Source organism: Fibrella arboris, assembly GCF_041321095.1.
Taxonomy (GTDB): domain Bacteria; phylum Bacteroidota; class Bacteroidia; order Cytophagales; family Spirosomataceae; genus Fibrella; species Fibrella arboris.
The window spans coordinates 83,048-107,686 of the sequence record NZ_JBGGWE010000001.1 but is presented as its reverse complement, the minus strand read 5'-3'; the positions used below and the strand labels follow the sequence as shown (position 1 = coordinate 107,686).

The following is a 24,639-nucleotide window of genomic DNA, read 5'->3' as shown; positions in this document are numbered from 1 at the left end:
TATTGCTTCGCGCTGTGGTGTATTGCTTTTTGCTCCAGGCCCTGAGCCTGTCGGGGATCGCGGCGGCGAACCGGCCTAGTCGGGGATCGCGGCGGCGAACCGGCCTAGTCGAAGGGCCACGCGTCAGCAATACACCAGCGTCAGCGATACACTAACAATACCTACCCGATTCATCCCCATCCCCTATGAAAACCAGTCGCTACCTGCTCTGTCTAGTCCTTCTTCTGTTCAATCTGCCACTTCGGTCCCAGTCCTATAAGGCAGATCACCTGCTGTTTGGCGTCGCTTATTACGATGAATACATGCCCTACGACCGGCTCGATAAAGACATTCAGATGATGAAGGAAGCGGGCATCAATGTGGTCCGCATTGCCGAGTCGACCTGGAGTACCGTGGAGCCACAGGATGGTGTGTACAATTTCAAACACATCGACCGGGTGTTGAACGCCATGCACAAAGCGGGCATTCAGGTGATCATTGGCACGCCGACCTACGCGGTGCCAACCTGGCTCGTACGCAAATACCCGGACGTGCTGGCCATTACGCCGCAGGGGAAAAACCAGTACGGTGTCCGCCAGAACATGGACATCACGAACCCGCACTTTCGCTTTCATGCCGAACGCGTGATCCGCAGGATCATGGAACACGTAAAGGCGCATCCGGCCATTATTGGCTATCAGGTCGATAACGAGACCAAGCACTACAACACCGTTGGTCCGGCGGTGCAGGCCCTGTTTGTGCGCTACATGAAAGCCAAATTCAAGACCCTTGACGCTGTCAATAAGGCGTTCGGGCTGGACTACTGGAGTAACCGCATCAACAGCTGGGACGATTTTCCGTCGACGGTTGGGTCGATCAACGCCGGTTTGCGGGCCGAGTTTTCGAAGTTTCAGCGGCAGCAGGTGACCGATTACCTGGCCTGGCAGGCGGCCATCGTGAAAGAGTACCGGAAGCCCGGCCAGTTCGTCACCCAGAATTTCGACCTCGACTGGCGGGGTTATTCCTATGGTATTCAGACCGACGTGGATCATTTTGCCGCCGCCAAAGCCATGGATGTGGCCGGGATCGACATTTACCACCCCACGCAGGACCAGTTCACCGGCATCGAAATTTCGCTGGGTGGCGATCTGGCGCGGTCCATGAAAGTCGATGCGGCGGGGCGGGGCCGGAATTACTTCGTAATCGAAACCGAGGCGCAGGGTTTTCCGCAGTGGGTACCCTATCCGGGGCAGCTCCGGTTGCAGGCGTTCAGTCATCTGGCATCAGGGGCAAATATGCTTGAATACTGGCATTGGCACTCGATCCATACTTCGGCCGAAACCTACTGGAAAGGCCTGCTGAGTCACGATTTTGAGCCGAACCCTACGTACAATGAAGCCAAAACCATTGGCCGTGATTTTCAGAAACTGAGCCCGATGCTGGTCGATCTGAAGAAGACCAACAAAGTGGCGGTACTCTTCAGCAACGAAGCGCTGACTGGCTTCAACGCGTTCAGTTTCGGCTGGGGTGCCCGGGAAACCTACAACGATATGCTGCGCCCCTATTACGACGCCCTGTACAAACTGAACATCGGCGTCGATTTCGTCGATCCCTCGTCGACAAACCTGGGTCAGTACAACCTGCTGGTGGTGCCTGCCTTATACGCCGCGCCCACCAGCCTGCTGGAACGGCTCAACCAGTTCGTGAAAGATGGCGGGCATATCCTGTACACGGTCAAAAGCGGTTTTTCCGACGAGAACGTAACGGTCCGAACGGCCAAACAACCGGGCGTCATCAGCGAAGCCTGCGGCATCACCTACGACCAGTTCACGATCCCCGTCAACGTATCGCTGAAAGGCGACCCGTTCGACGTTGGTGCCGAAGCAAACAGGATAAAGACCTGGATGGAACTGATCACGCCCACCACGGCGAAGGTGCTGGCCTATTACGATCATCCGGTATGGGGTAACTACGCGGCTGTGACCCAAAATACCTACGGCAAAGGCATGGCAACGTACCTGGGCTGTCTGGTCAGCGATAAAGTCGTGGGCAAAGTGATCGAAGCCGTGGCCAAAAAAGCGGGCGTGTGGGGTGCCGACCAAGCCATCGCCTTCCCGCTGATCACGAAAACCGGTGTGAACCGGCAAGGGAAAACAGTGCATTACTACTTCAACTACTCGGCAACCACCAGTAAGCTGACGTACCCACATCAGACTGGCGTAGACGTCTTGTCTAACGAGAACATCGACCACGATAAGGTCTTGCCACTGGAACCCTGGGGCGTGAAGATTGTAGTTGAGAAGTAGCGCCCCTGTGTTTTGTGGTAGTTTGAATTCCGTAACTTTGACTCATGGAGAAAACAGAAACGCTCGAAGCGTTCTACAAAAAGAAGTTCAACTGGTTGCCCGATAATCTACAACGGGACATTGGCCACTTCAACGTGTTTCGGCTGGAAGATTGCGTTGGGCCAAACGCTGTACCGATCCAGTACAGTCGGCGGGATTTTTATAAGGTTACACTCATCCGTGGGGAGAGCATGTATCACTATGCCGACAAGAGCATCCGAACGAGTGAGCCAACGCTGATGTTTTTCAATCCGGCTATTCCCTACACCTTTGAAACGCTGTCTGAGCAACCAACCGGCTATTTCTGCATTTTTAAAGAAGCTTTTTTTACGGAGAAGCTACGGGTGACTATCAATGAGTTGCCCTTGTTTGCCATAGGGGGCAAGCCTGCCTATACGTTAACTGAAACGCAGGACAAGCATGTTAGTCAGTTGTTTGAGAAGATGCTCGAGGAGATTGCCTCTGAGTACCAGTTCAAATACGACCTGCTTCGCGATTACACCTCCGAACTGGTGCACTACGCGCTGAAGATGCAACCCTCCGAGACGCTGTATCAACATGTGGACGCCAAATCCAGGATAACGGCGGTTTTTACAGAGTTGCTGGAACGGCAGTTCCCCATTGAGTCGCCTTCTCAACGATTCAAACTTCGCTCGGCCAGTGATTTTGCCCGGAATTTGTCGGTGCATGTCAACCACCTGAACCGGTCTATTCGGGAGACTACCGGCAAAACAACGACCGACCATATCACCGAACGGATGGTCAGCGAAGCCAAGGCGCTTCTTAAACACACGAACTGGAATATCTCCGAGATCAGCTACAGCCTGGGTTTCGACGAACCCGCCCACTTCAACTATTTCTTCAAAAAACAGACCCAGCTTACGCCGTCTTCCTTTCGGAATGTTTGAATTTGGTAAGGATCGGTTTGAAAGTGGTAAGCGCTCCCCCTGCCTGCCTACCTAATTTTGCACTCGTTAAATCAGCAAAATTATGGAAACGCAAAACGTTTGGTTTGTTACAGGTGCATCAAAAGGCCTGGGCCTTTCATTAGTTAATCAATTACTGGCACAGGGTTTTAGCGTAGCGGCTACGTCAAGAAATCTGGATGATCTGCGTCGGGCCGTGGGGAGTGATTCAGACAAGTTTCTGCCGTTGGCTGTCGATCTGAAAACGGAAGCGAGCGTTGAGCAGGCCGTTCAGGCCGCTATTGCTCAGTTTGGTCGGATCGACGTCGTTGTCAACAATGCAGGCTACGGGCTATTAGGCAGCCTGGAAGAACTCACCGATCAGGAAGCGCGCGAAAACTTCGATGTAAACGTGTTTGGCTCGCTCAACGTCATCCGGCAGGTGATGCCTCACCTCCGCGCCCGGCAATCAGGGCATATCATCAACATCTCATCGATTGGCGGCTTCACCGGTGCTTTTCCCGGATTTGGTATCTACTGCGCTACCAAGTTTGCGGTAGATGGTTTTTCGGAATCGCTGGCAGCCGAGGCCAAAGCGTTCGGCATCGACGTAACCATCGTCTCGCCCGGCTACTTCCGCACCGATTTTCTGTCGGCCAGTTCCTTGAACGTACCCAGCCGCCAGATCGACGCGTATGAGGCTGTTCGGGCTTCGCAGCAGGCGCATCAGTCCGACATCAACGGCAATCAACCCGGTGATCCGGCGAAAGCCGTTCGGGCCCTGATCGAGATTGCCAGCGTAGCCAATCCGCCCCTCCATTTGTTCCTTGGTCAGGATGCGTATGATATGGCCTACGCCAAGATTCAAGCCGTTCAGCACGATCTGGAAAACTGGAAAGGAATGACCGTTTCGACCGGTTTTACGACGCAGGCAGTTGATTAAATAAGTGGTCAGTCACCAGCCAGTATCCATCATCAGTGGCTGATGAATGACCACTTATTTTTTGGTTATCGGGTGGTTTTATCCGGGGGCGCAGTGCCAGGAGAAAAAAAGGGAGATGCTATATTGGTCAAAAAGTTGATCGAACTACTAGACCAGTCAGCGCCAACCGTTATTATTACGTTGAATCAACCATGATAACGACTGTGAAAAACTTCGGATTATCGCTGGCCTGCGCCATTTTGCCGTTCGCTGGCTTCGCACAAACGGGTGCCTACAAGCTCACCGGGAAAGTAGGCCCGTACAACACACCCGCCAAAGCCTACCTGCGAACCGTTGAGGCAGGAGCCGTTAAACTGGATTCGGCCGACATCAAGAATGGCGCGTTCACATTTTCCGGCACCGTGGCCGACCCCATCAAAGCGACGCTCCTGATCGACCATCGGGGTGTGGGTATGAAAAAGATGACCGGCGCCAACAGCCTTGGCGTGTACCTGGAACCGGGTACTATTTCAGTGAGCAGCCCCGATTCGGCCCTGCACGCCGTGGTGAGCGGTACGCCGCTGAACGCCGACGAACAGAAGCTGAAAGCGTCGCTTAAATCATCGGTCGATCAGATGGCCGCGCTGATGAAAGAATACCAGGCCGCTACCCCCGACCAGCGCAAAGACAAGACGTTTAGCAACGGTATAGAAAAGCGGTACGAAGCATTGGAAAATGACCAGAAGAAGGTGCAGGCGGCGTTTATTAAAGCCAATCCGAATAGCCAGGTCAGCCTCGACGCCATAAAAGCCTACGGTGGTTATGCGCCGGAATATGCTGAAGTTGGCCCCGTATTCGATGGCCTGTCCGACAAAGTGAAAACCAGTAAAGCCGGGCAGGAATATGCCAAAGTGCTGGCCTCGATCAAGGCGACATCGGTTGGTGCAATAGCGCCCGAATTTACGCAGGCCGATACGTTGGGCAACCCCGTAGCCTTGAGCAACTTCAAAGGTAAATACGTGCTGGTCGATTTCTGGGCCAGCTGGTGCGGGCCCTGCCGGCAGGAAAACCCGAACGTGGTGAAGAATTTCCACCAGTTCAAAGACAAAAATTTCACCGTGCTCGGTGTGTCGCTCGACCGCCCCAATGCGAAAGAAGCCTGGTTGAAGGCCATTCATAAAGACGGCCTCGACTGGACGCAGGTATCTGACCTGAAATACTGGGAAAACGACGTAGCCAAACTCTACGGGGTGCGCGCCATTCCGCAGAACTTCCTGATCGGTCCTGATGGCAGGATCCTGGCGAAAAACATCCGGGGCGAAGAACTGGGCAAAAAGCTCGGCGAATTACTTCAAGCCAAACCCTAGCAGTTTTTGTCATCCCGACGCAACGGCGAACCGCTCCTAGCGTCGGGATGACCAAAGCGCTGGCCAATTCGCTATAGGCAAACCCTTAAATTGGTCAAACAACCTTCGGCCCGAGACCGCGCAACGTACCCAGCCTGGTTATTCATCAATGACTACGGCGACCAGCTTCCCCTGCACCGCTATGCGCGAAAGCTTCTTGCGAGGCAGGTCGGCGGGGAGAGCCACGGCTTGCCACTGCTTTGTTTTTGGCGAAAAGGACCACAGTTCAGTACCCCGGCTTTCGAGCAACGTTCCGCTGGGCAACCAGGCGTTGTAATGCTCGGAATTCACCCCGCTGGTGGCAACGTCACTCACCTGATTACGGACCGGGTCATACGACCGGATGAGCCATGTTTCGCCTACCGGCTGCACAAAACTGAACGCCTGCTTCCCCGGAATACGGTGGAACGACCGACCGATCTGACCCGCAATAACCGTATCGCGCCCCGTTTTCCGGTTCAGGTAATGCATCGTATTGGGCGTGCCCAGTACAAACACCACTGCTTCGTCGGCGTTGAGCCACGCCTGATAGCCAATCTTCCCCATCTTCTGCGATTCAAGAAGTAGCTCCGTTTTTTCCGGGTCAGCGAGGTCGTAGCTGACCAGATCCTGATTGCCGTTGGCTTTGCGCTGCACAATGCACGAAAGCTGCGTTTGGTTGGGCAGCACCGTCGGCGAATACTCCGAGTCGGGCGTGCGCGTAACGGGTGTTTTCACCGCTTTGCGCAGGTCATACGACCAGATATCGGTCTGTCCTCCGGGCATCATGGCGGTATAATAGAGCAGTGGCCTGGTTGGGTGAAAAAATGGCTGATTGTCGTAGCCCGGGTTGTTCGATACGTTGCGCGGATTCGACAGCGTGACTTTCCCGGCCTTCTCAGACAGGTCGAGCAGATACACTTCCGCTCCATTTTGGGCGAATGATGCCGTAACGGATAGCCAGAGTAGCAGGGTAAAGCCGGTTGTTTTCATGGAGGCGATGAGGCGATGGGCTAAAGATAAAAGGAATGGGGTTCCGTGGGTATGGCGGATGCTTCGCGCTGATGTGTATCCCGTTGTCGCTTGCCTGTGGCGAGTGACCACTATCAATAGGGCCTCTGGCCCGTTGGTAGCCAATGAAACCGTATGAATAGCCTATCTCTGTACCAGTTAACCAACGGGCCAGAGGCCCTATTGCTAGTGGTCAATCGCCACAGGCAAGCGACAACGTACCTGACGTGCGCATCGTTAAAAATCACAACCAAAAAAGCCGCGCCAGAATCAACCGGCGCGGCTTTTTTGATGATAACGTACCTGAACTTACTTACTGGCTAGCCTCGCCTTCTGGGTGTCTTTTTTATAAGTAGCCGTCCGGCTGTCGTGGATGACACCTTTCCAGTTCAGGCCGAAGGCGAAATCGTAGGTGTTGCCTTCCGAATCTTTGTAGCAGGTCATGTCTCTGGGTACGTCCTCGGCCTGCGCTTCCACGGTTTTCATGTCGGCGGGCATCTGCATGGGTAACAGGCCCGACGGCTCTGCCGCCCCGGTGAGAATGTCCATCAGGGCCTGGTCCTGCACGCTGAAATGGGCCAGAATCGCGTTCGATTGTTTATCAAATTCGGTGAAAATCGTGGGGTTACTCATCTGAACGGCCACGATCACCGGCTTGCCTTTCATTTTGGCGTAAGTTTCGGTCACCATCGTTAAGTCGCTGCTATTGATGGTCTTCACCGATTTGCCGTCGTAGCTGCGGTTGGTAAATTTCTCGAGCGGATCGCCCCCACCGAGGCTTGGGTTGCGGCTGCCCTGCGCCGTGTAGTCGCCGTATTGCAGGCTGATGGGTACGTACCCGGTGCCGCCCGACTTGGCATCGGCACTGCTGTAGCCACCCCCCGAATCCGGACTGCGGATGAATGCCAGCGCATAGTCCGCCTCGTCGGGATTGTCGGTCACCGTGAAATACTTCTTCACAATGGCCAGATTGACCGGGTACTCGAGCTTTTCGGGTGTGTTCATACCAAGGAAATTACGGCCGGCAGGGGTGAAGCGCTTCGGAATATAGACCGTCTTGCCTTTCGTGAGGGGCAGGGCATTGGCCTTGTTTTTCAGCATCACCACCGATTTCAACTGCGCCTGATAACCCGCTTCCATGAACTCGGCTTTACCCACCACGCTGGCCGTTGTCTCGGGGTTCAGATACGGGTTCTCGAACAGACCGACGCGGAAAATATTCGTCAGCAGCCGTACCGCCGACTGTTCCATCCGGGCGCGCATGGCTTTTTCGCCGAGGGCTTTCACGCCCATCGTATACGCGGCCATCACCGGCGCGGCGTCGTTGTTGCCACCAAACTGATCGGCCCCGGCCATCAGTATTTTATAGTGCCGTTCAGCCAGCGACAGTTTCTCGACGCCCCACGATTTGCCGGTCAGGAACACGTCGACGGCCGTTTCGTCGGCGGTGATGTTCCAGTCGGTGCAGACTACGCCGTTATAGCCGTATTTGGTACGCAGCAGGTCGGTGATGATGTACTTGTTGTAGCTGTTGCCCACGTTTTCGCCGTTCTTCTTATCCTGCCCAAGCGAGATCGTGTAGTAGGGCATCACGGCCGAGGCCATACTCGTTTTGCCGCTCAGCTTAAACGCGCCTTCGGTAAACGGCAGAAAATGCGTGGCGAAGTTATGGCCGGGATAGACCGCATATTTGCCATAGCCGTAGTGCGCATCACGGCCACCCTCGCCCGAACCACCACCCGGCCAGTGTTTCACCATCGCGTTGACACTCGTATAGCCCCAGCCATCCCTGATCTCGTTGCCGCCCGTCGACGTCTGGAAACCGTCGATGTAGGCGCGGGCCAGATCGGTGGTTAGTTTCGGATCTTCGCCAAAGGTGCCGCTGAACCGGTACCAGCGCGGGTCAGTTGCCAGATCGATCTGCGGCGAAAGGGCAGTGGCGATACCCAGGGCGCGGTATTCGGCGGCGGCAATCTGCCCGAACTGCCGAACGATGTCGGGGCTGAAGGTGGCGGCCAGCCCCAGCGAGCCGGGCCACATGGAAATGGTGCCGCCAGCGCCAGCGTTGTATTCGGCATCGGCGCGGGTGCCGTGGCGTGGGTCAGAGCTGTTATTGGCCGGAATACCCAGTCCGAGCCCTTCCACCAGCGCCTGCGCGTTGTTGTTCCAGCCCGCCGCCACCGCCGGACTCTGCACCGACGTGACCAGCACATGCCGGACGTTGTCTTTGGTCAGAAACTCCTTTTGCTGGTCAGACAGGTCAGTTGGTTTGGCGCCGCTTTCGGCGAATACCTTGCCGCCATACGTACCTGCGAAGGGCCCCGCCGGCGCCGACGGAATGGGCTGGTGTTTGCTGTACAGCATCAGCCCCGCAATCTGCTCGACGCTCAGCTGCGACGCCAGGTTTTTGGCCCGGACGGCAACCGGCAACCGCCAGTCTTCATAGGCGTCGAGTTTGCCGTTTTTGTTGAGGTCTTTGAACGCCAGCCCTTTATCGATGACCAGCTTTACCCCGGAGGTAGTGGCGTAACCAAGGGTTTGGCCGCCCTTGTTGGTAACGGTAACAAGGGTGCCGACTGTTGACTCAGACCAACTCTGTGCCTGGCTCGACGGAGCCACTAGTGCGCTGATAAGTAGCACCTGTACGAATAGTTTGTTCATAAGGGAAAAGGTAAGCAGGTCATATACCTGGAATTTACAGTTCAATACTCCGCCAGGGCGGATGGATTAATACGGATACGTATAAAAGTACATCTGTCCTGCCTTGTTAGGAGCTAATAGATTGAATTTGATTCTTGATGGACTGATTTTGATTGGTAATTAATAAGAAAATAAGAAGGAATTTGTACTATTTTACCCACAAATAGTACTGAAAACATGAAAGTCGATACAGTGCCCACGTTAACACCCAACACGCTGGGTGATCATATATTCAAGACACCCGGCTGGCAGTCTATTCAACATGTAACGGTCAGTAACTTTCATATCAATCGACTTGAGGATGTTCGGCAGGTCCTTAAGTTTCCGACTGCCCCGCACCGGAAGACGGTGATCGACTTTATACTGGTAACCCACGGCTCCATGATCCGCCGATTGGGGCTGGACCGTTACGACGTGCCAGCCAATACCTTCGTCTTTCTGGCCGCTCATCAGATCAGCCTCGACGAGTGGATGAGTGACGATATTCGCGGTTACTATTGCCACTTCGATATTAGCCTGCTCACCAAGTACTGGCAAAAGCACGATCTTGAACAGGATTTTCCTTTTCTGAAATTCCTGGGAAATCCACTCGTGTCGGTTGATAATGACGTACTTACCCACGTGATGCCTTTAATCAAGCGGCTGGAAACAGAGTTTCGGAGAAGCCGCGCGGAATCGGCGGATTTATTCCGGTTATATCTGCTGACCCTGTTTACCGAACTCAAGGCAAGCCTGCAACCAGTACCGAACGGACGAACAGCATCGCCTGGAAATATACCGCAGGGGCGCACCGATAATGCCGCACTGCGCATCACGCAACTGTATAAAAATGCGCTCACCCGGCAGATTCAGGAGAAACAGAGCGTAGCCGAGTACGCCGAGTTGCTGAACATATCGCCCAATCACCTGAACAAATGCGTCAAGAAAGCGACAGGGCAGTCAGCGCGTGACCTGCTGGATGATATTCTTCTGCTGGAAGTAAAAGTGTTGCTGGCCCGCACCGATTTAAGCATCAGCGAAATTGCTTATCGGTTTGGGATTGAAGTGCCGGGAAATTTTGCCCGCTTCTTCCGGGCAAAAACGGGTAAGACGCCTTCTGAATATCGAACGATGGATTGAAACTGATTGTCAGTAGCCTGATTTTGATAAAAAATTGCACTTACGTGGCAGGTACTTTTGCTTCTCTACTTAGCTACCCTGTCACCTATAATGAAATCATCTCGCTACTACCTGTCAGCCAGGCCGGGTCCACCCAGCTACGTGCTCATTCTTTTAGTTACCCTTCTGGGCCTGGGTACCCCCTCAGGGGCCAGGCCTGTACCCACTGCCGTCTTTCCGGTTCGTGGGAAAGTGACCGATACCAACAACCAGCCGCTGGCCGGTGTGAGCATCGTGATCAAAGGCAGCACCCAGGGAACAACCTCCGACGTGTCGGGCCGCTACACCCTGAACGTACCTGAAGCAAAGGCTGTGCTGGTGTTTAGTTTCATCGGCTACAAATCGCAGGAGGTTGTCGTTGGTACTAGCGAAACCATTAACGTGACGCTCACGGAAAATAATCAGTCGCTCGACGAAGTGATCGTGACCGGCGTGTTCGATAAGCGAACCAAGATGGAATCGTCGGTCGCCATTTCAACGCTGAATACCCGGCAAATCACGCAGTTAGCCCCCACCAGTGCGGCCGACCTGCTCAGAAACATACCCGGTGTATATGTCAACAATGCCCGGGGCGAAATTGCCAATACGGTGTATTCACGTGGTATCTCGGCCAACTCGATCGATAATGCTTCCGGCTATTACTACGTCTCGATGCAGGAAGATGGCCTACCCCTGATGAACGTCAATTATGGCACCGACAACTACCTCCGCACCGACATCACCACCGAACGCCTGGAAGCCGTGCGGGGCGGCACGGCCTCGATCTTGGGCGCCAACGCGCCAGGTGGTATTTTCAATTACGTGTCGAAAACCGGCGGCCAGACTTTTCAGGGTGAAGTTCGGGCTAAACTTGGCATGGAAGGCAACGGCAAAAATCCATACTACCGGGCCGATGCCAATTTCGGTGGTCCGTTGAGCAAAGACGGTTCGTGGACGTATAACGTTGGTGGGTTTTACCGGCAGTCAGACGGGGCGCGGTATCCGGGCTATGCGATCAACAACGGTGGTCAGGTGAAGGGCAATATCCTGAAAAACTACGCCACAGGTTCGTTGAAACTCTTTGTGAAGCTGCTGGACGACCATAACGCTCAGTCCGAATTTATTCCCTCGCAGGGCTGGAACGACCCCCAAATCCTGGCGGGCCTGTCGACGACCGATTCATATAATCTGCCTGCTGTTTCATTGCAGATTCCGATCAATAATACCGGTACGGCCACCTTCAATTCTAAAGACAAATACCACAACCGCGATAAAACCATCGGCCTGAACTGGGTGCAGGAACTGGGGGCTGGCTGGACGTTTAAAAACGACGCTAAATACTCGGCCAAAGCCCTTACCGGTAGCGTACCGGCGGTGGTTACTCCCTTTGCTACCGATGGCGTTGTGTTCTACGGCCTGCCGCATTTGCTGGCAACGGGCAAGTTTGGTACCTACAGTTTTACCGATAAAGTGACCGGCCAGGCGCTTGGTACGGTAACCGTGGCGCCCGGCCCAACGGGGCTTAGCTTTATTCCCGGTGGCGACAATACGTTTCCGGGCAGCAACATCCAGAAAAACTCGCTGTTCTTTCTGCCTCTATTCTATCAGGATCAACGGATTAACGAGTTGATGGATCAGTTTGCGTTCTCGAAAAAACTGGAGAAAATGACGGTCAACGTCGGTGGCTTTTTGGCCAACTCATCGGTTAGCCGCGTAGGGGGTCAGGAAGATTCGGGCGTAGGTTTTGGTACGCTGGAAAACCAGCCCCACCTGGTCGACATTAAACTCAAAGGGCTTTTCGACGGGCAGACCTATCAGGTAACAGACCCCAATGGCTTCGTAGACGTCGGGCGGGGCGGTATCACCACCTCTGAGGCTACCAAACGGCAGATGGCCCTATTCTTTGGCCATAACTGGGACATCACCTCAAAGCTGAACCTCGATTACGGGTTCCGGTACGAGAACACCAATTTCACTGGCTCGAATACGCCCGTCTCGCGCGACCCCCGGCAAGACACTGACCCTAAATGGGGCGGCCGGGATGGTAACCCGCTTACCCTGTACGACAATGGCGGGGGCATAGCTGGGGCACCGCTGGCGTTCAATAAAACGATTAACACGCTGTCGTTTTCGGCTGGTCTGAACTACCGTATGCAGGCCGATATGGCGGTGTATGTGCGGTATTCAAACGGAAATAAATCGCCTGAGATAGGTCAGTTCTTTTCGGCTACCGACCAGAACCTGATCAATACGCTGAATACCGATGCCCAGAAAATTGAGCAGCTTGAAGCCGCCCTCAAAATCAAGAAGACTGATCTGATGCTGAACATTACGCCGTTTTTCAGTGCGTTGAGCAACGTACCTAACCTGCAGTTCGGCTTCACCGACGACAAGGGGGCCACCTACAACCCACCCATTCAGTATGGCAGTTACCGTACCTACGGCCTTGAACTGGAAGGTACCTATGCCTTCACGCCGCAGTTTAGCGTACGCGGCCATGCCACGGTGCAGAGTTCAAACGTAGTGAGCTACAAAACCTGGATCTCGGGCGGTAAAGGGCCGGCATCGGACGTGTTGCGGGACTTTTCGGGCAACGAAACCGACAACAACGCCCAGCTCATGTTTGGCCTGTCGCCCAGCTATTCGGCAGGTAAGTTCACCACCACGCTGACCTACAATTACTTGGGGTCGCGGCAGGCCAACATCCCCAACGCGTTTAAGCTGCCGGCTTTCGGGCAGGCCGATCTGAGCGTGGGGTACGATGTGTCACCGACTTTCCGGTTGCAGGGCAACATCAACAACCTGACCAATGTCTATGGCGTGTTGGGCTGGTCGGGTCCCGGTGGGTTCCCGGCAGCACTGAACCGGCAGGGATTCACCAAAGATTTTGTGGCGGCTAACCCGAATGCGGTGTTTGCTACGCAAGGCTCAATGCCCCGCGCCTATTTCCTGACAGCCTCGTACAAGTTTTAATTTTCTACTCCCGTCTTCCGGTCAGCCTACGTCGACCGGAAGACTTTTTTTTATTACTATGAAAGCATTTCTGATTAGTATCGGCTTAGTCACGCTAACTACTTTTTCGGCCAGTGCGCAGAAAAAAGAACCTTTTTACTGGGGCGTTGCCACGGCGGCCTATCAGGTGGAAGGCGCCTACCAAACCGACGGAAAAGGGGAGTCGAAATGGGATTTCCTGACCAATAAGGTGGGGATTACGCAATTCACGATTGGCGAAAAGCAAACGGGTAACGTATCGATCAATATGTATGATCGGGCGCAGTACCTGAAAGACATTCAGCTGATGAAAAAGCTGGGCGTTACGGCCTACCGTTTTTCGCTGGACTGGAGCCGGATTATTCCCGATGGGGTGGGAGCCGTGAATGAAAAAGCGCTGGCCCATTATGATCTGTTGATCGATGATTTGCTGGCCGCTGGTATCGAGCCGTTTGTAACGATTTATCATTTCGATTACCCGGCTGTGCTGCTACAAAAGGGCGGCTGGGGAAATCCTGAAATGGGGAAATGGTACGTCAATTACGCCACAACGGTGATCAGGCGATATGGCCAGAAAGTAAAGAAGTTCATTACGTTCAATGAGCCGTATATCGAGTTTTTCCTGGTCGAGAATTTGCTCAATGCACAGGAGAATAAACGGCCCGCCAAAGAGTATTACATGAGCCAGATGCAGAAAGCCCATCGTCAGTTGATGGCCAATGCGGAGATCATCCATGTATACCACGCGTTGAAACTGAAAGGCGAAATCGGTATCGTGCTCAATCTAAATCCCGCCGCACCCTGGCACGCTGACAGTCAGGCCGGTGTAGCTGCTGCCAAATTTCAGGATGTGCTGATCAACGACCTGTTTCTGGACCCGCTTTACAAAGGGCATTACCCCAGCATGGCACTCGATTCGCTTGGAAAATACAATCCATCGTTCAAACCAGCAGGGGCCGATATGGCGTTTATTGCCGCGAATAAACCCGACTTTTTAGGCGTCAATTTTTATGCACCTGCCATTGTGAAAGGCGAGGATACCCCGATGTCGTTGACATGGCTCGAGAATAACCCCGATACGGTGAAGGCAAATGTTGGCCCGGTAAAACCGGAGTATCTGTATAAGATATTGATGCGGTTAAAAAATGAGTACGGCAACCCCAAAGTGTACATCACCGAAAACGGCACAGGTTTTCCGGCAGAGGATGTAAAAGTGGGTAACGTGGTCAATGATCCGATGCGCGCCGACTACATAAAACGACATATCGATTACGCCCTGAAAGCCAGAAAAGAGGGCGCTAATTTGAACGGCTATATGGTTTGGAGCGGCTGGGATAATTTCGAATGGGTATCTGGCTATACAAAACGCCTTGGCTTGATATACGTCGACTTTGCCACGCAGGAACGTACCCCCAAACAAAGCTTTTACGAATACCAGAAAATAATCCGGTCGAATAAAGACCTATAATGCATTTTGGATGTGGGATTTGTTGCTGACGCAAGAGTACGCTGGCGTAAGCTGATGCGTCAGCAACAAATCCCACATCCAAAATCCTTGTCGTATCTCATTTTGTAGTACTACTAAATCAAGTTTGCATTTGGGTATTGCTTTCGCTTCGTTGAAGGGCCTACAGCGCGAAGCAATACCCAAATGCAACTACGTACCTAACGCATTGAACCCATGAATGCATACCTACGCACCTCACTCATTGGCCTGGCATTGATCGCTGGCGGCGTGGCCAGTGGGCAGGCGCAACCATCGCTACAGCAGGATTTTCAAACGCCGCCCAATGCCGCCCGGCCCCGCGTCTGGTGGCACTGGATGAACGGCAACATTACCAAAGAGGGTATCCAGAAAGACCTTGACTGGATGAAACGCGTGGGCATCGGTGGCTTCCAGAACTTCGACGCCAGTCTGTTCACGCCGGTTGTGGTGCCGAAGAAACTGGTGTTCATGACGCCCGAGTGGAAAGATGCGTTCAACTTCACGACGAATCTGGCCGGTAAGCTGGGGCTCGAAATGGCCATTGCCGGATCGCCGGGCTGGAGCGTGACGGGTGGTCCCTGGGTGCAGCCGGGCGACGGGATGAAGAAATATGTCTGGTCGGAAACGCTCGTATCGGGCGGTAAAGCCTTTGCAGGTACGTTACCGCCGCCGCCAACGACCACCGGTACGTTCCAGAATGTGGCGATGGGCGTTAGTATGATGAGTAACGGGGGTGATGCTAAACTACCCATCTACTACGCCGATGCCGCCGTTGTTGCCTACCGGCTCCCCGCCGCAGAGCAGTCGCTGACAGCCTTGAACCCCAAAATTACAGCGAGTGGGGGTACGTTCACGCTGGCTGGCCTGACCGATGGCGACCTGGCCACGACCCAGTTTTTGCCGCCTGTTGAGGTGGGGAAGGATATGTGGGTTCAGTACGAGTTCGACCAGCCGCAGACCGTCAAGGCGTTCAGTATCGTGGGGGCCAGCCATACACCACTTGAAGAATTCAATGGCGCACCCGAAAACCGAACGCTGCAGGTTAGCGACGATGGGGTAACCTTCCGTACGGTGGTTCCTATCCGGGGCAGCACCGTACCGCAAAGCACCATGCGGCTGGTGCCCACCACGGCCCGGTTCTTCCGCTTCACATTCACAACCCTGCCGCCCGCCTTTAACCCGTTTATAGACATGGCGGGGGGAAAAGTCGACCCCCCCAAACCCGAAGGCGTGAACGTGGCCGAACTGGTGCTGTACAACACCGACCGGGTCGATCTGTTTGAGCAAAAAGCGGGCTTTAGTCCGTGGAAAGAAAGCACGCACTCGCTGATCAGTGAAGTGCCCGCCGACGTGATCCCGACCAGCGATGTGGTTGACCTTACCGGCAAAATGACGGCTGATGGCAAACTAAGCTGGGATGCTCCCGCTGGAAGGTGGATCATCATGCGGCTGGGCTACACGCTTACGGGTCGACAGAATCACCCCGCTTCGCCCGAGGCTACGGGGCTCGAAGTGGATAAACTCGACAAAGCAGCCGTGTCGCGCTACATCGAAACGTACCTGGATATGTACAAGGATGCCACTGGCGGTCAGATGGGTGTGCAGGGCTTGCAGTACATGGTGCTCGATAGCTACGAAGCCGGCCATATGACCTGGACCAAAGACCTGCCCGGTGAGTTTTCGCGTCGGCGCGGGTATGACCTGCGGCCGTGGCTGCCGGTGCTGGCCGGGCGCGTAATTCAGAGCGCTGAAGCCAGCGAAAAATTCCTGTGGGACTATCGCAAGACCATCGGTGAACTGATCGTTGAGAACCACTACGAGGCCATTGGCGAGGCCCTGCACAAGCGCGGCATGAAACGCTACACCGAATCGCACGAAAACGGACGGATCTACCTGGCCGATGGCATGGATGTAAAACGCCGGGCCGACGTGCCGATGGCCGCCATGTGGACACCCGGTAGTCTGGCTGGCGGGGCCGATGAGGAAAACCGCAGCAGGGCCGACATTCGCGAGGCTGCTTCGGTGGCGCATATTTACGGCCAGAATCTGGTGGCTGCCGAGTCGATGACCTCTATCGGCAATGCCTTCAGCTGGCATCCTGAAAAGCTGAAACGCACCGCCGATATGGAACTGGCATCGGGTCTGAATCGCTTCGTGATTCACACGTCGGTGCACCAGCCGCTGGATGATAAAAAGCCAGGGTTCTCGCTGGGGCCTTTCGGGCAGTATTTTACCCGGCACGAAACCTGGGCCGAACCCGCCAAAGCCTGGGTCGATTACCTCAGCCGCAGTGCGTACCTGTTGCAGCAAGGCAAACCGGTCGTGGACATTCTCTATTACTACGGCGAAAACAACAACATCACCCAGATTTGCGCCCAGAAACTGCCGACGCTCCCGGCTGGTTACGAATTTGATTTTGCCAATGCCTCCGTCATTCGTGATGCCATTAAAGCCCGAAACGGGCGTTTGGTAGCTCCCAGTGGCATGACCTACCGCCTGCTCGTACTCGATTCATCGGCCCGGAACATGACGATGACGGTGCTGAAAAAGATTGGTGAACTGGCCAGCGCGGGTATTCAGATCGTTGGTCCAAAACCCCTTCGTTCACCCAGCCTTAGCGACGATGCCACCGCGTTCAGCACCCTGGCCAGTCAGATATGGAGCCAGAAAACCGTATCGACCAAGCCCGTAGCGGAGGTGTTGAAAGCGATGAACGTACCTGAAGATGTGATCGTGAAGAATAACCATGCGCCTGTACTCTATGTTCACCGCCAGACCGATGCGCAAAACCAGTTGGACCTTTACTGGCTCAACAACCGTAGCGAATCCACGAACGCGGCCGAGATCAGCTTCCGGGTAACGGGTCGCGTGCCGGAGCGCTGGAACCCTGAGACGGGTAAAACGGAAAAAGTGTCGTACCGGAGCGAAAACGGGCGGACGATCATCCCGTTGGCGTTCGCTCCCTGGGATGCCTGTTTCATTGTCTTTGGGGCCAAAACCAGCGTGGCTTCGTATACCAAACCTGCTGTCACCGAGTTGCCTGTCGCTGAACTAACAGCCCCCTGGCACGTGGCCTTTCAGGAGGGTCATGGCGCACCGGCAACCACTACGCTCACAAAGCTGACTTCATTCACCGACCAGTCGGAAGCGGGTATCCGCTACTTCTCGGGCACAGCGGCCTACACCCAGACTGTGAACGTACAGGCCGTGAAAAAGGGGCAAACCTACGTGCTGGATTTAGGCGATGTGCAGAACATGGCTGAGGTCATTGTGAATGGTAAAAACGTGGGTATTGTCTGGAAAAAGCCATTCCGCATCGACGTAACTGCCGCCCTCAAAGCAGGCGCCAACGCCTTGGAAGTGAAGGTGACAAACCTCTGGGTAAACCGCCTCATCGGCGATGCCCAGCCAGGTACAACCGCAAAAACCACTTTCACCACCATGCCATTCTACAAAGCTGACTCGCCCCTGTTGCCCTCGGGCCTGCTGGGGCCGGTACGAATAGTAAGCTATTGATCGCCTAAACCCCTGCCCATTACTGACTAACGTGAACTACGGCAGGCGCCTGGCTAGTATTGCTTCGCAGGCGGGCCCAGCGCGGCTGCCGCTGCGGGGCCATGCGTCAGCAATTTAGTCAGGTTCCTGCCGTAGTTCATCGTCGGCACGTTTCCGGCGTTGTAGCTAGCGATTACGCCGGAAACTATCCCGATGCATTCGGCTGGCAACGCCATTAGGATGCCGACTGGAACAGACAGAAATATTGGTGGCGTGCACGCTACTGTGGGGGCTGGTCAGACCGAACCAGTAGCGGGTGAAAGCCTGTCAGATTTGCCTCGCCGATATGGATTGATTTTGATTCTTTATCGCCTGATTCTGATAAAAGCAGACGGCATAACGACCGTATTTTTGTACACGTCCTACCCTTCTTTATGTCATGAAAGCACGCTATGTTCCCGCCGTTCTGTGCCTCTTTCTCAGCCAGTTCACGCAGGCTCAGTCAGTCATCAGTCTCTACGATGGAAAGGCACCCGGCTCTGAAAGCTGGACCTGGAGCGAGGCTGAGAATACGACCAATATGTTTAAGACGCGGGTTGTCTACAACGTATCGACGCCAACCATAACGGCCTACCTGCCTACGCCCGAACTCGCCAACGGAACCGCCGTGGTTATTGCCCCCGGTGGCGCCTTTCATACGTTGTCGATCGATTCGGAGGGCATCGATGTGGCGACATGGCTCAACGGAAAAGGCGTGGCGGCTTTCGTGCTGAAGTACCGCGTTGTACACAGCCTGACCAGCGATCCGGTGGCCGAACTGATGCCTAAAATGGCCAATTTCAAAAAACTGGACGAAGAGAACGCGCCGGTTATTCCGCTGGCCATTGCCGACGGGAAACGCGCCATCGAATATGTTCGGCAACACGCCAAAGACTTCGGTATTAGGCCCAACCGCGTCGGTCTGATGGGCTTCTCGGCGGGCGGTACCGTTACGATGGGCGTCGGCTTTGATTACACCGCCGCCAACCGCCCCGACTTTCTGGCTCCCATCTACCCCTACCTCGGCGAAATGGCCATTGCGAAACAGGTGGTTCCCGCCGATGCACCACCCCTGTTCGTTTGTGCGGCCTCCGACGATCAGCTGGGCCTCGCTCCGCATAGCACCAAACTGTATACTGATTGGCTGACCGCCAAAAAATCGGCCGAGCTGCACATCTACCTGAAAGGCGGCCACGGCTTCGGTATGCGCAAACAGAACCTCCCCACCGACACCTGGATCGACCGCTTCGGCGACTGGCTCAGTTTGAACGGCCTATTGAAAAAATGATTGGGGATTTGTTGCTGTCGTCACCCTGAGCGGAACGGTCCGCCGCTGCGGTCGAAGCGGCAGCCGCGCTGGGCCCGGCGACAGTAACAAATCTCCAATCCGACATTCCCATATCCCAAATCCAATACCTTATGGCTAAGAACCCCCATTACTTATCGCAGCTTGCACATATTGAGATCTATTCCCCTGATGTAGCGAAGTCGGTTGATTTCCTGACCAACGTGGTGGGGCTAGACGAAACCGGCCGGGACGCCACATCGGTTTATTTCCGGGCCTGGGGCGATTATTTTCATCATACCCTGAAAGTGACGCACCGCGAAACCAACGGGCTGGGCCACCTCGGCTGGCGAGCCGACAGCCCTGAGGCACTGGACGAATGCGTGGCCTATCTGGAATCGATCGGGGCAGGGCTGGGCTGGGTCGACGGTGACCTGGGGCATGGTCGGGCGTACCGGTTTCAGTCGCCCGATGGGCACACGCACGAGGTGTTCTGGGAGGTGGTCTGGCTGCGCGAAACTGGCGAAAAAGGCAGCATTTATGCCGACCGCTACGCCAGCAATCGGCGCATTGGCGTGAACCCCCGCCGGTTTGACCACATTACGTACATGGTCGCTAAATTCCAGTACCAGAAAGAGAAGGCGTTCTGGCAGGGAATGGGCCTTAAAAACCCCGACGAAGTGCGGATGAGCGACGACATTCCGCCCATTGGTGGCCTGTGGACGATCGGTAACCTTTCGCACGACATCGCCGTGTTCACCGACCCCAACATCGAAGCGCCAGGCCTGGGTACGTTCAACCACATCGCCTGGAATTTCGACAGCCGCGAAGAGGTACTGATTGCGCTCGATTACTTCCTCGAAAAAGGGTACAAAAGCGTGATGGGAGCACCCACCCGCCACAAAGCCGACGAAGGCTTTTTCATCTACGTCATTGAACCCGGCAGCGGTATTCTATTTGAGTTCTACGCCTGCGCCCGGCTCATCTTCGCGCCCGATCACGGCCCCGATATCCACTACATCAAAGACAATCCGAACGATGCCTGGGGAACGGCCAATCCATTCGCCGAAATGGGTAAAGGTAAAAAACTTGGCCTGACAGATGGCGTCGTGAAACCAGTCGATATTTAACCAGGGAAGAAAGGGAGGAAGGAGGAAAGGGAGGAAAAAGACGAAGAAAATCGCTCCTTACCCCTTCCTCCCCTTCCTCCTTCCTCCCTTCCTCCCTTTCCTCCTTCTTTTATGTGGCATTATTTTCCGGGGCAGTACATGCCCTCGTATCAGATAAACAGAGCATTGACCCAGGCTCACTACGGTGGCGGGGAGTTTGCCGAAATTCTGGAAGTAGCGAGTGAAATCGACCCGCTCGATCGCGAAAGTTTTAATAAAGCATGGGTCAAAATGGGCGATAGCGTCTATGAACTGGCTGAAAACTACGCGAAGGCGAATAAAGGGGTGTCGGCTCGGCGAACGTACCTACGCGCATTCAACTACCTGCGTACGGCCGAGTTTTTTATGACCCTGCACGATGACCGTAAGATCCCCTGCTACCTCAAGTGCCGGGACGCCTTCCTGAAAGCCGGCGATTTATTCGACGAGCGACCCGTCACCGTCGATATTCCGTTCGAAGGGACCTTCTTACCTGCCTATCTGTTTAAGCCGGCAGGCGTGAAAAACCCACCCGTAATGATCATGTTTGGAGGTCTTGATAGCCTGGCCGAGGAACTGTACTTCGGCATTGCTCAGCACCTCAATGAACGGGGCATTGCCATGATGGCCGTTGATGGGCCGGGGCAGGGGGCGGCACTTCGGCTAAACCACTTGCACACCCGCTACGACTATAACGTGCCGGGTAGTGCGGTGCTGGATTACATCATCGAAAACCTGGGCGAGCATGTCGATACGTCGCGGGTTGGCATCGGTGCCGTTTCGATGGGAGGCTACATGGCTGCACGCTGTGCTGCCTTTGAACCGCGATTTAAGGTGTGTATGATTTTTGGGGCCGTTTGGTCGTATTACGATATCTGGAAAAATCGCCCCGACACCCACCCCTTGGCCGAAATCGTCCAGCACATCGTTGGTGCAGACAACATGACCGAGGCCCGTGAGCGGTTGAAGGATTTTACGCTCGAAGGTGTCGCCGAAAAAATAACCTGCCCAACCTACATTTTACACGGCGAAGACGACCGCCAGAACTTTGTCGAGAATGCCTATAAGGTGAACGCAGTCCTGACCTGTGAACACGTCATGGAAATTGTGCCGAAAGAGTCCAGCGGTTCAGCGCACTGCTGCGTAGACGATTTCACCAAGACCTTCAATATGTACGACTGGGTAGCGGAGAAAATAAAAGCCTAACCGTCAGCTAACGACAAACTTGCTGTGATACAACAAATCAAAAAAGGCATTACCTATGCCGAATCGGGCGAGGCTGATGCGCAGGTTCGTGCCACCGTTGAGCAGATGCTGGCCGACATTAAGGCTGGGGGCGACGAGGCTGTTCGGGCACTCTCGCGGCGGTTGGATGACTGGTCGCCGGAGAGTTTCCGCCTGCTGCCGGAGCAGATCGAAGCCATCATTGCCACCTTGCCCGAACAGGTAATTGATGATATCCGGTTTGCGCAGGCGCAGATCCGCCACTTCGCGCAGATTCAGCGCGAAACCATTCGGGATGTAGAAGTGGAAACCCTGCCGGGCGTATTGCTGGGCCACAAAAATATTCCGGTCAACAGCGTAGGCTGCTACGTACCCGGCGGGCGCTACCCGATGGTGGCGTCGGCGCACATGAGTGTACTAACGGCCAAAGTAGCGGGCGTAAAGCGCGTAATTGCCTGTACGCCGCCCATCAAAGGCGAGATTCCGTCGGCTACGGTAGCTGCCATGCAGATGGCCGGGGCCGACGAGATCTACCTGCTCGGTGGTGTTCAGGCGGTGGCGATGATGGCGCTCGGCACCGAAAGCGTTGAGCCGGTCGATATGCTGGTTGGGCCGGGCAATGCCTATGTGGCCGAAGCCAAACGGCAGCTGTATGGCAGAGTAGGTATCGACCTGTTTGCCGGGCCAACCGAAACGCTCATCATTGCCGACGATACCTGCGATGTACGTACCTGCGCTACGGATCTGCTCGGGCAAGCCGAACATGGGCCAACCTCACCCGCCATTCTGCTCACCTCCAGCCCGAAGATAGCCCATGGCATTCAGGCTGAAATTGAGCGCCAGCTCGACACGTTGCCTACCGCCGACGTCGCGGGCGTAGCCTGGCGCGATTACGGGCAGGTAATTCTGGTAGACACGGTCGATGAACTGATCGCGGAGGCTGACCGCATTGCCAGCGAACATGTGCAGGTGATGACCGAAAATCCGCGCCTGTTCCTCGACCGGATGACCAACTACGGTGGGCTGTTCCTCGGCGAAAAAACCAACGTGGCCTACGGCGACAAGGTGATTGGCACCAACCACACGTTGCCAACCCGCGAAGCGGCCCGCTACACCGGCGGCCTCTGGGTAGGCAAGTTCCTGAAAACCTGCACCTATCAGGAGATCAGGACCGCCGAAGCCAGCGCTCTGATCGGGGAATACTGTTCGCGGTTGTGCGCCATCGAGAATTTTGCGGGCCACCAGGCGCAAGCCGACCTGCGTGTTGAGCGCTACGGCCAACGCACACCAGTTCCCCCGAACGCCGACTGACCAACTGCTCATTCACCGACCCTCCCCAACCAATCGAACCCATGAAAAAAGGACTCTTTACGTACGAAAATGGCATCGTGCTGCTGATGGCGCTCACATTCGGTTGCCTGTTTTTCGACCGTCTGGCGCTTAACTTCCTGATGCCCTATGTCGCTAAAGACCTTCAGTTGACCAACACGCAGATCGGCTTGCTGGCCGGGGCGCTGTCGCTGGCATGGGCGTTGTCAAGTTTTTTCTCGACGGCCTGGGCCGAAACGAACAACCGGAAAAAGGCTGTCTTTATCGGGGCTGTCTTCACCTTCTCGGTCTGCTCGTTTGGTTCTGGCCTGGCCGTTTCGTTTGGTACACTGCTGCTGGCGCGGCTGGTGATGGGCTTTGCCGAAGGGCCGGTAATTCCACTGGCCCAGAATTTTGTGGAGCGCGAGTCGTCGCCCAATCGGTTGGGGTTGAACGCCGGTTTGTTGCAGGCCGTTGGCTCGGCGTTGTTCGGGTCCATTCTGGCCCCGGTCGTGCTGGTGCAGATCGCCGAAAACGTGGGCTGGCGAAACGCTTTTTTTGTGGCGGGAGCTCCCGGGCTGGCGCTGGGTTTGGTGGCCTGGCGACTGGTTAAAAGATCAACCGCCGACAGTAGTCGAAGCGCCGAAAAACCGGCCCTTAGCCTGACGGCGCTTTGGCAGTATACTAACATCCGCTGGGGTATTCCGGCGGCCTGTTGTGTGTTTGGCTGGTGGTTTGCCACGCTGCCGTTCATGGCCAGTTATCTGGTCAATACCCAGAGAATGTCGGCCGATGACATGGGAAAGACAATGGGCCTGCTGGGCGTTTCGGGCTTGGTCTCTTCCATCATTGTGCCGGGCCTGTCTGACAGGATCGGTCGTAAAAAAGTGCTGGTCAGCTTTATGTTCGTTGGTATTTTATATCCCTTTGCCGTTCATTTTCTGGCGGGGTCTGTCTTTCAGTTACCCGCCATGTTCCTGACCTATTTTACGATGGGAATACTGCCGTTGCTGGCGGCGGTGGTCCCCTCTGAATCGGTACCGAATCACCTGAAAGCAAAGGCGATTGGGCTTATCACGGGCATCGCTGAAATCGTTGGGGGCGTATTGGTGCCAGCCCTCTCAGGCATCCTCTCCGATACCCTTGATCCGTCCGCCTTTCTCTGGGTGTCGTCGGGCATGGCGGCGGTAGGGCTGGTGTTTGTGCTGAAGTTGCAGGAAACCGCCCCGGCCATTACGCCGATCGGTAGTCAGGAAGAATCGATGTTTGCTTAATGGCT

General features: G+C 55.0%; 15 protein-coding genes. 13 read left to right on the top strand and 2 right to left on the bottom strand.

Features of this window, described 5'->3' with window-relative positions; all coding sequences use genetic code 11:
* The first annotated feature begins 185 nt into the window (after nucleotides 1-185).
* The 4 genes from ACAW75_RS00415 (at nucleotide 186) to ACAW75_RS00400 (ending at nucleotide 5,518) form a co-directional block, all read left to right on the top strand.
* Entirely contained in the window at nucleotides 186-2,285 is a 2,100-nt protein-coding gene (locus tag ACAW75_RS00415; RefSeq protein ID WP_370726679.1) for a beta-galactosidase, read from the top strand.
* 44 nt (nucleotides 2,286-2,329) lie between these two features.
* Nucleotides 2,330-3,232 (top strand): helix-turn-helix domain-containing protein, encoded by a 903-nt coding sequence (locus ACAW75_RS00410; protein ID WP_370726678.1) that lies wholly within the window; start codon nucleotides 2,330-2,332, stop codon nucleotides 3,230-3,232.
* 82 nt (nucleotides 3,233-3,314) lie between these two features.
* Entirely contained in the window at nucleotides 3,315-4,172 is an 858-nt protein-coding gene (locus ACAW75_RS00405; RefSeq protein WP_370726677.1) for an oxidoreductase, read from the top strand.
* Nucleotides 4,173-4,363: 191 nt separating this feature from the next.
* Nucleotides 4,364-5,518 (top strand): redoxin domain-containing protein, encoded by a 1,155-nt coding sequence (locus tag ACAW75_RS00400; protein WP_370726676.1) that lies wholly within the window; start codon nucleotides 4,364-4,366, stop codon nucleotides 5,516-5,518.
* Nucleotides 5,519-5,656: 138 nt separating this feature from the next.
* On the opposite strand, the gene ACAW75_RS00395 is transcribed toward ACAW75_RS00400, so the two are convergent.
* Together ACAW75_RS00395 and ACAW75_RS00390 are read right to left on the bottom strand one after the other, a co-directional pair.
* On the bottom strand, nucleotides 5,657-6,529 hold the full coding sequence (locus ACAW75_RS00395) for a TolB family protein (protein WP_370726675.1): 873 nt from the start codon (nucleotides 6,527-6,529) through the stop codon (nucleotides 5,657-5,659).
* A 327-nt stretch (nucleotides 6,530-6,856) separates the two neighbouring features.
* Complete coding sequence (locus ACAW75_RS00390) at nucleotides 6,857-9,208, bottom strand: glycoside hydrolase family 3 protein (RefSeq protein ID WP_370726674.1); 2,352 nt, start codon at nucleotides 9,206-9,208, stop codon at nucleotides 6,857-6,859.
* A 216-nt stretch (nucleotides 9,209-9,424) separates the two neighbouring features.
* Between ACAW75_RS00390 and ACAW75_RS00385 the strand changes: the two genes are divergently transcribed.
* The 9 genes from ACAW75_RS00385 (at nucleotide 9,425) to ACAW75_RS00345 (ending at nucleotide 24,634) form a co-directional block, all read left to right on the top strand.
* Nucleotides 9,425-10,366, top strand: coding sequence for a helix-turn-helix domain-containing protein (locus ACAW75_RS00385; RefSeq protein ID WP_370726673.1), 942 nt, complete (start codon nucleotides 9,425-9,427; stop codon nucleotides 10,364-10,366).
* Between the two features lie 90 nt (nucleotides 10,367-10,456).
* Complete coding sequence (locus tag ACAW75_RS00380; RefSeq protein WP_370726672.1) at nucleotides 10,457-13,357, top strand: TonB-dependent receptor; 2,901 nt, start codon at nucleotides 10,457-10,459, stop codon at nucleotides 13,355-13,357.
* Between the two features lie 58 nt (nucleotides 13,358-13,415).
* Complete coding sequence (locus ACAW75_RS00375; RefSeq protein WP_370726671.1) at nucleotides 13,416-14,843, top strand: glycoside hydrolase family 1 protein; 1,428 nt, start codon at nucleotides 13,416-13,418, stop codon at nucleotides 14,841-14,843.
* A gap of 213 nt (nucleotides 14,844-15,056) precedes the next feature.
* Nucleotides 15,057-18,377: a glycosyl hydrolase gene (locus ACAW75_RS00370; RefSeq protein WP_370726670.1), complete on the top strand. Its 3,321-nt coding sequence runs from the start codon at nucleotides 15,057-15,059 to the stop codon at nucleotides 18,375-18,377.
* A gap of 418 nt (nucleotides 18,378-18,795) precedes the next feature.
* Nucleotides 18,796-19,683 (top strand): alpha/beta hydrolase, encoded by an 888-nt coding sequence (locus tag ACAW75_RS00365; RefSeq protein WP_370726669.1) that lies wholly within the window; start codon nucleotides 18,796-18,798, stop codon nucleotides 19,681-19,683.
* Nucleotides 19,684-19,814: 131 nt separating this feature from the next.
* Complete coding sequence (locus tag ACAW75_RS00360) at nucleotides 19,815-20,810, top strand: VOC family protein (RefSeq protein ID WP_370726668.1); 996 nt, start codon at nucleotides 19,815-19,817, stop codon at nucleotides 20,808-20,810.
* 111 nt (nucleotides 20,811-20,921) lie between these two features.
* Nucleotides 20,922-22,034: an alpha/beta hydrolase family protein gene (locus tag ACAW75_RS00355; RefSeq protein ID WP_370726667.1), complete on the top strand. Its 1,113-nt coding sequence runs from the start codon at nucleotides 20,922-20,924 to the stop codon at nucleotides 22,032-22,034.
* A 24-nt stretch (nucleotides 22,035-22,058) separates the two neighbouring features.
* Nucleotides 22,059-23,363 (top strand): histidinol dehydrogenase, encoded by a 1,305-nt coding sequence (hisD, locus tag ACAW75_RS00350; RefSeq protein ID WP_370726666.1) that lies wholly within the window; start codon nucleotides 22,059-22,061, stop codon nucleotides 23,361-23,363.
* A gap of 41 nt (nucleotides 23,364-23,404) precedes the next feature.
* The gene (locus tag ACAW75_RS00345; RefSeq protein ID WP_370726665.1) at nucleotides 23,405-24,634 is read left to right on the top strand and encodes an MFS transporter; all 1,230 of its coding nucleotides are present in this window, start codon (nucleotides 23,405-23,407) and stop codon (nucleotides 24,632-24,634) included.
* Nucleotides 24,635-24,639 lie beyond the last annotated feature (5 nt).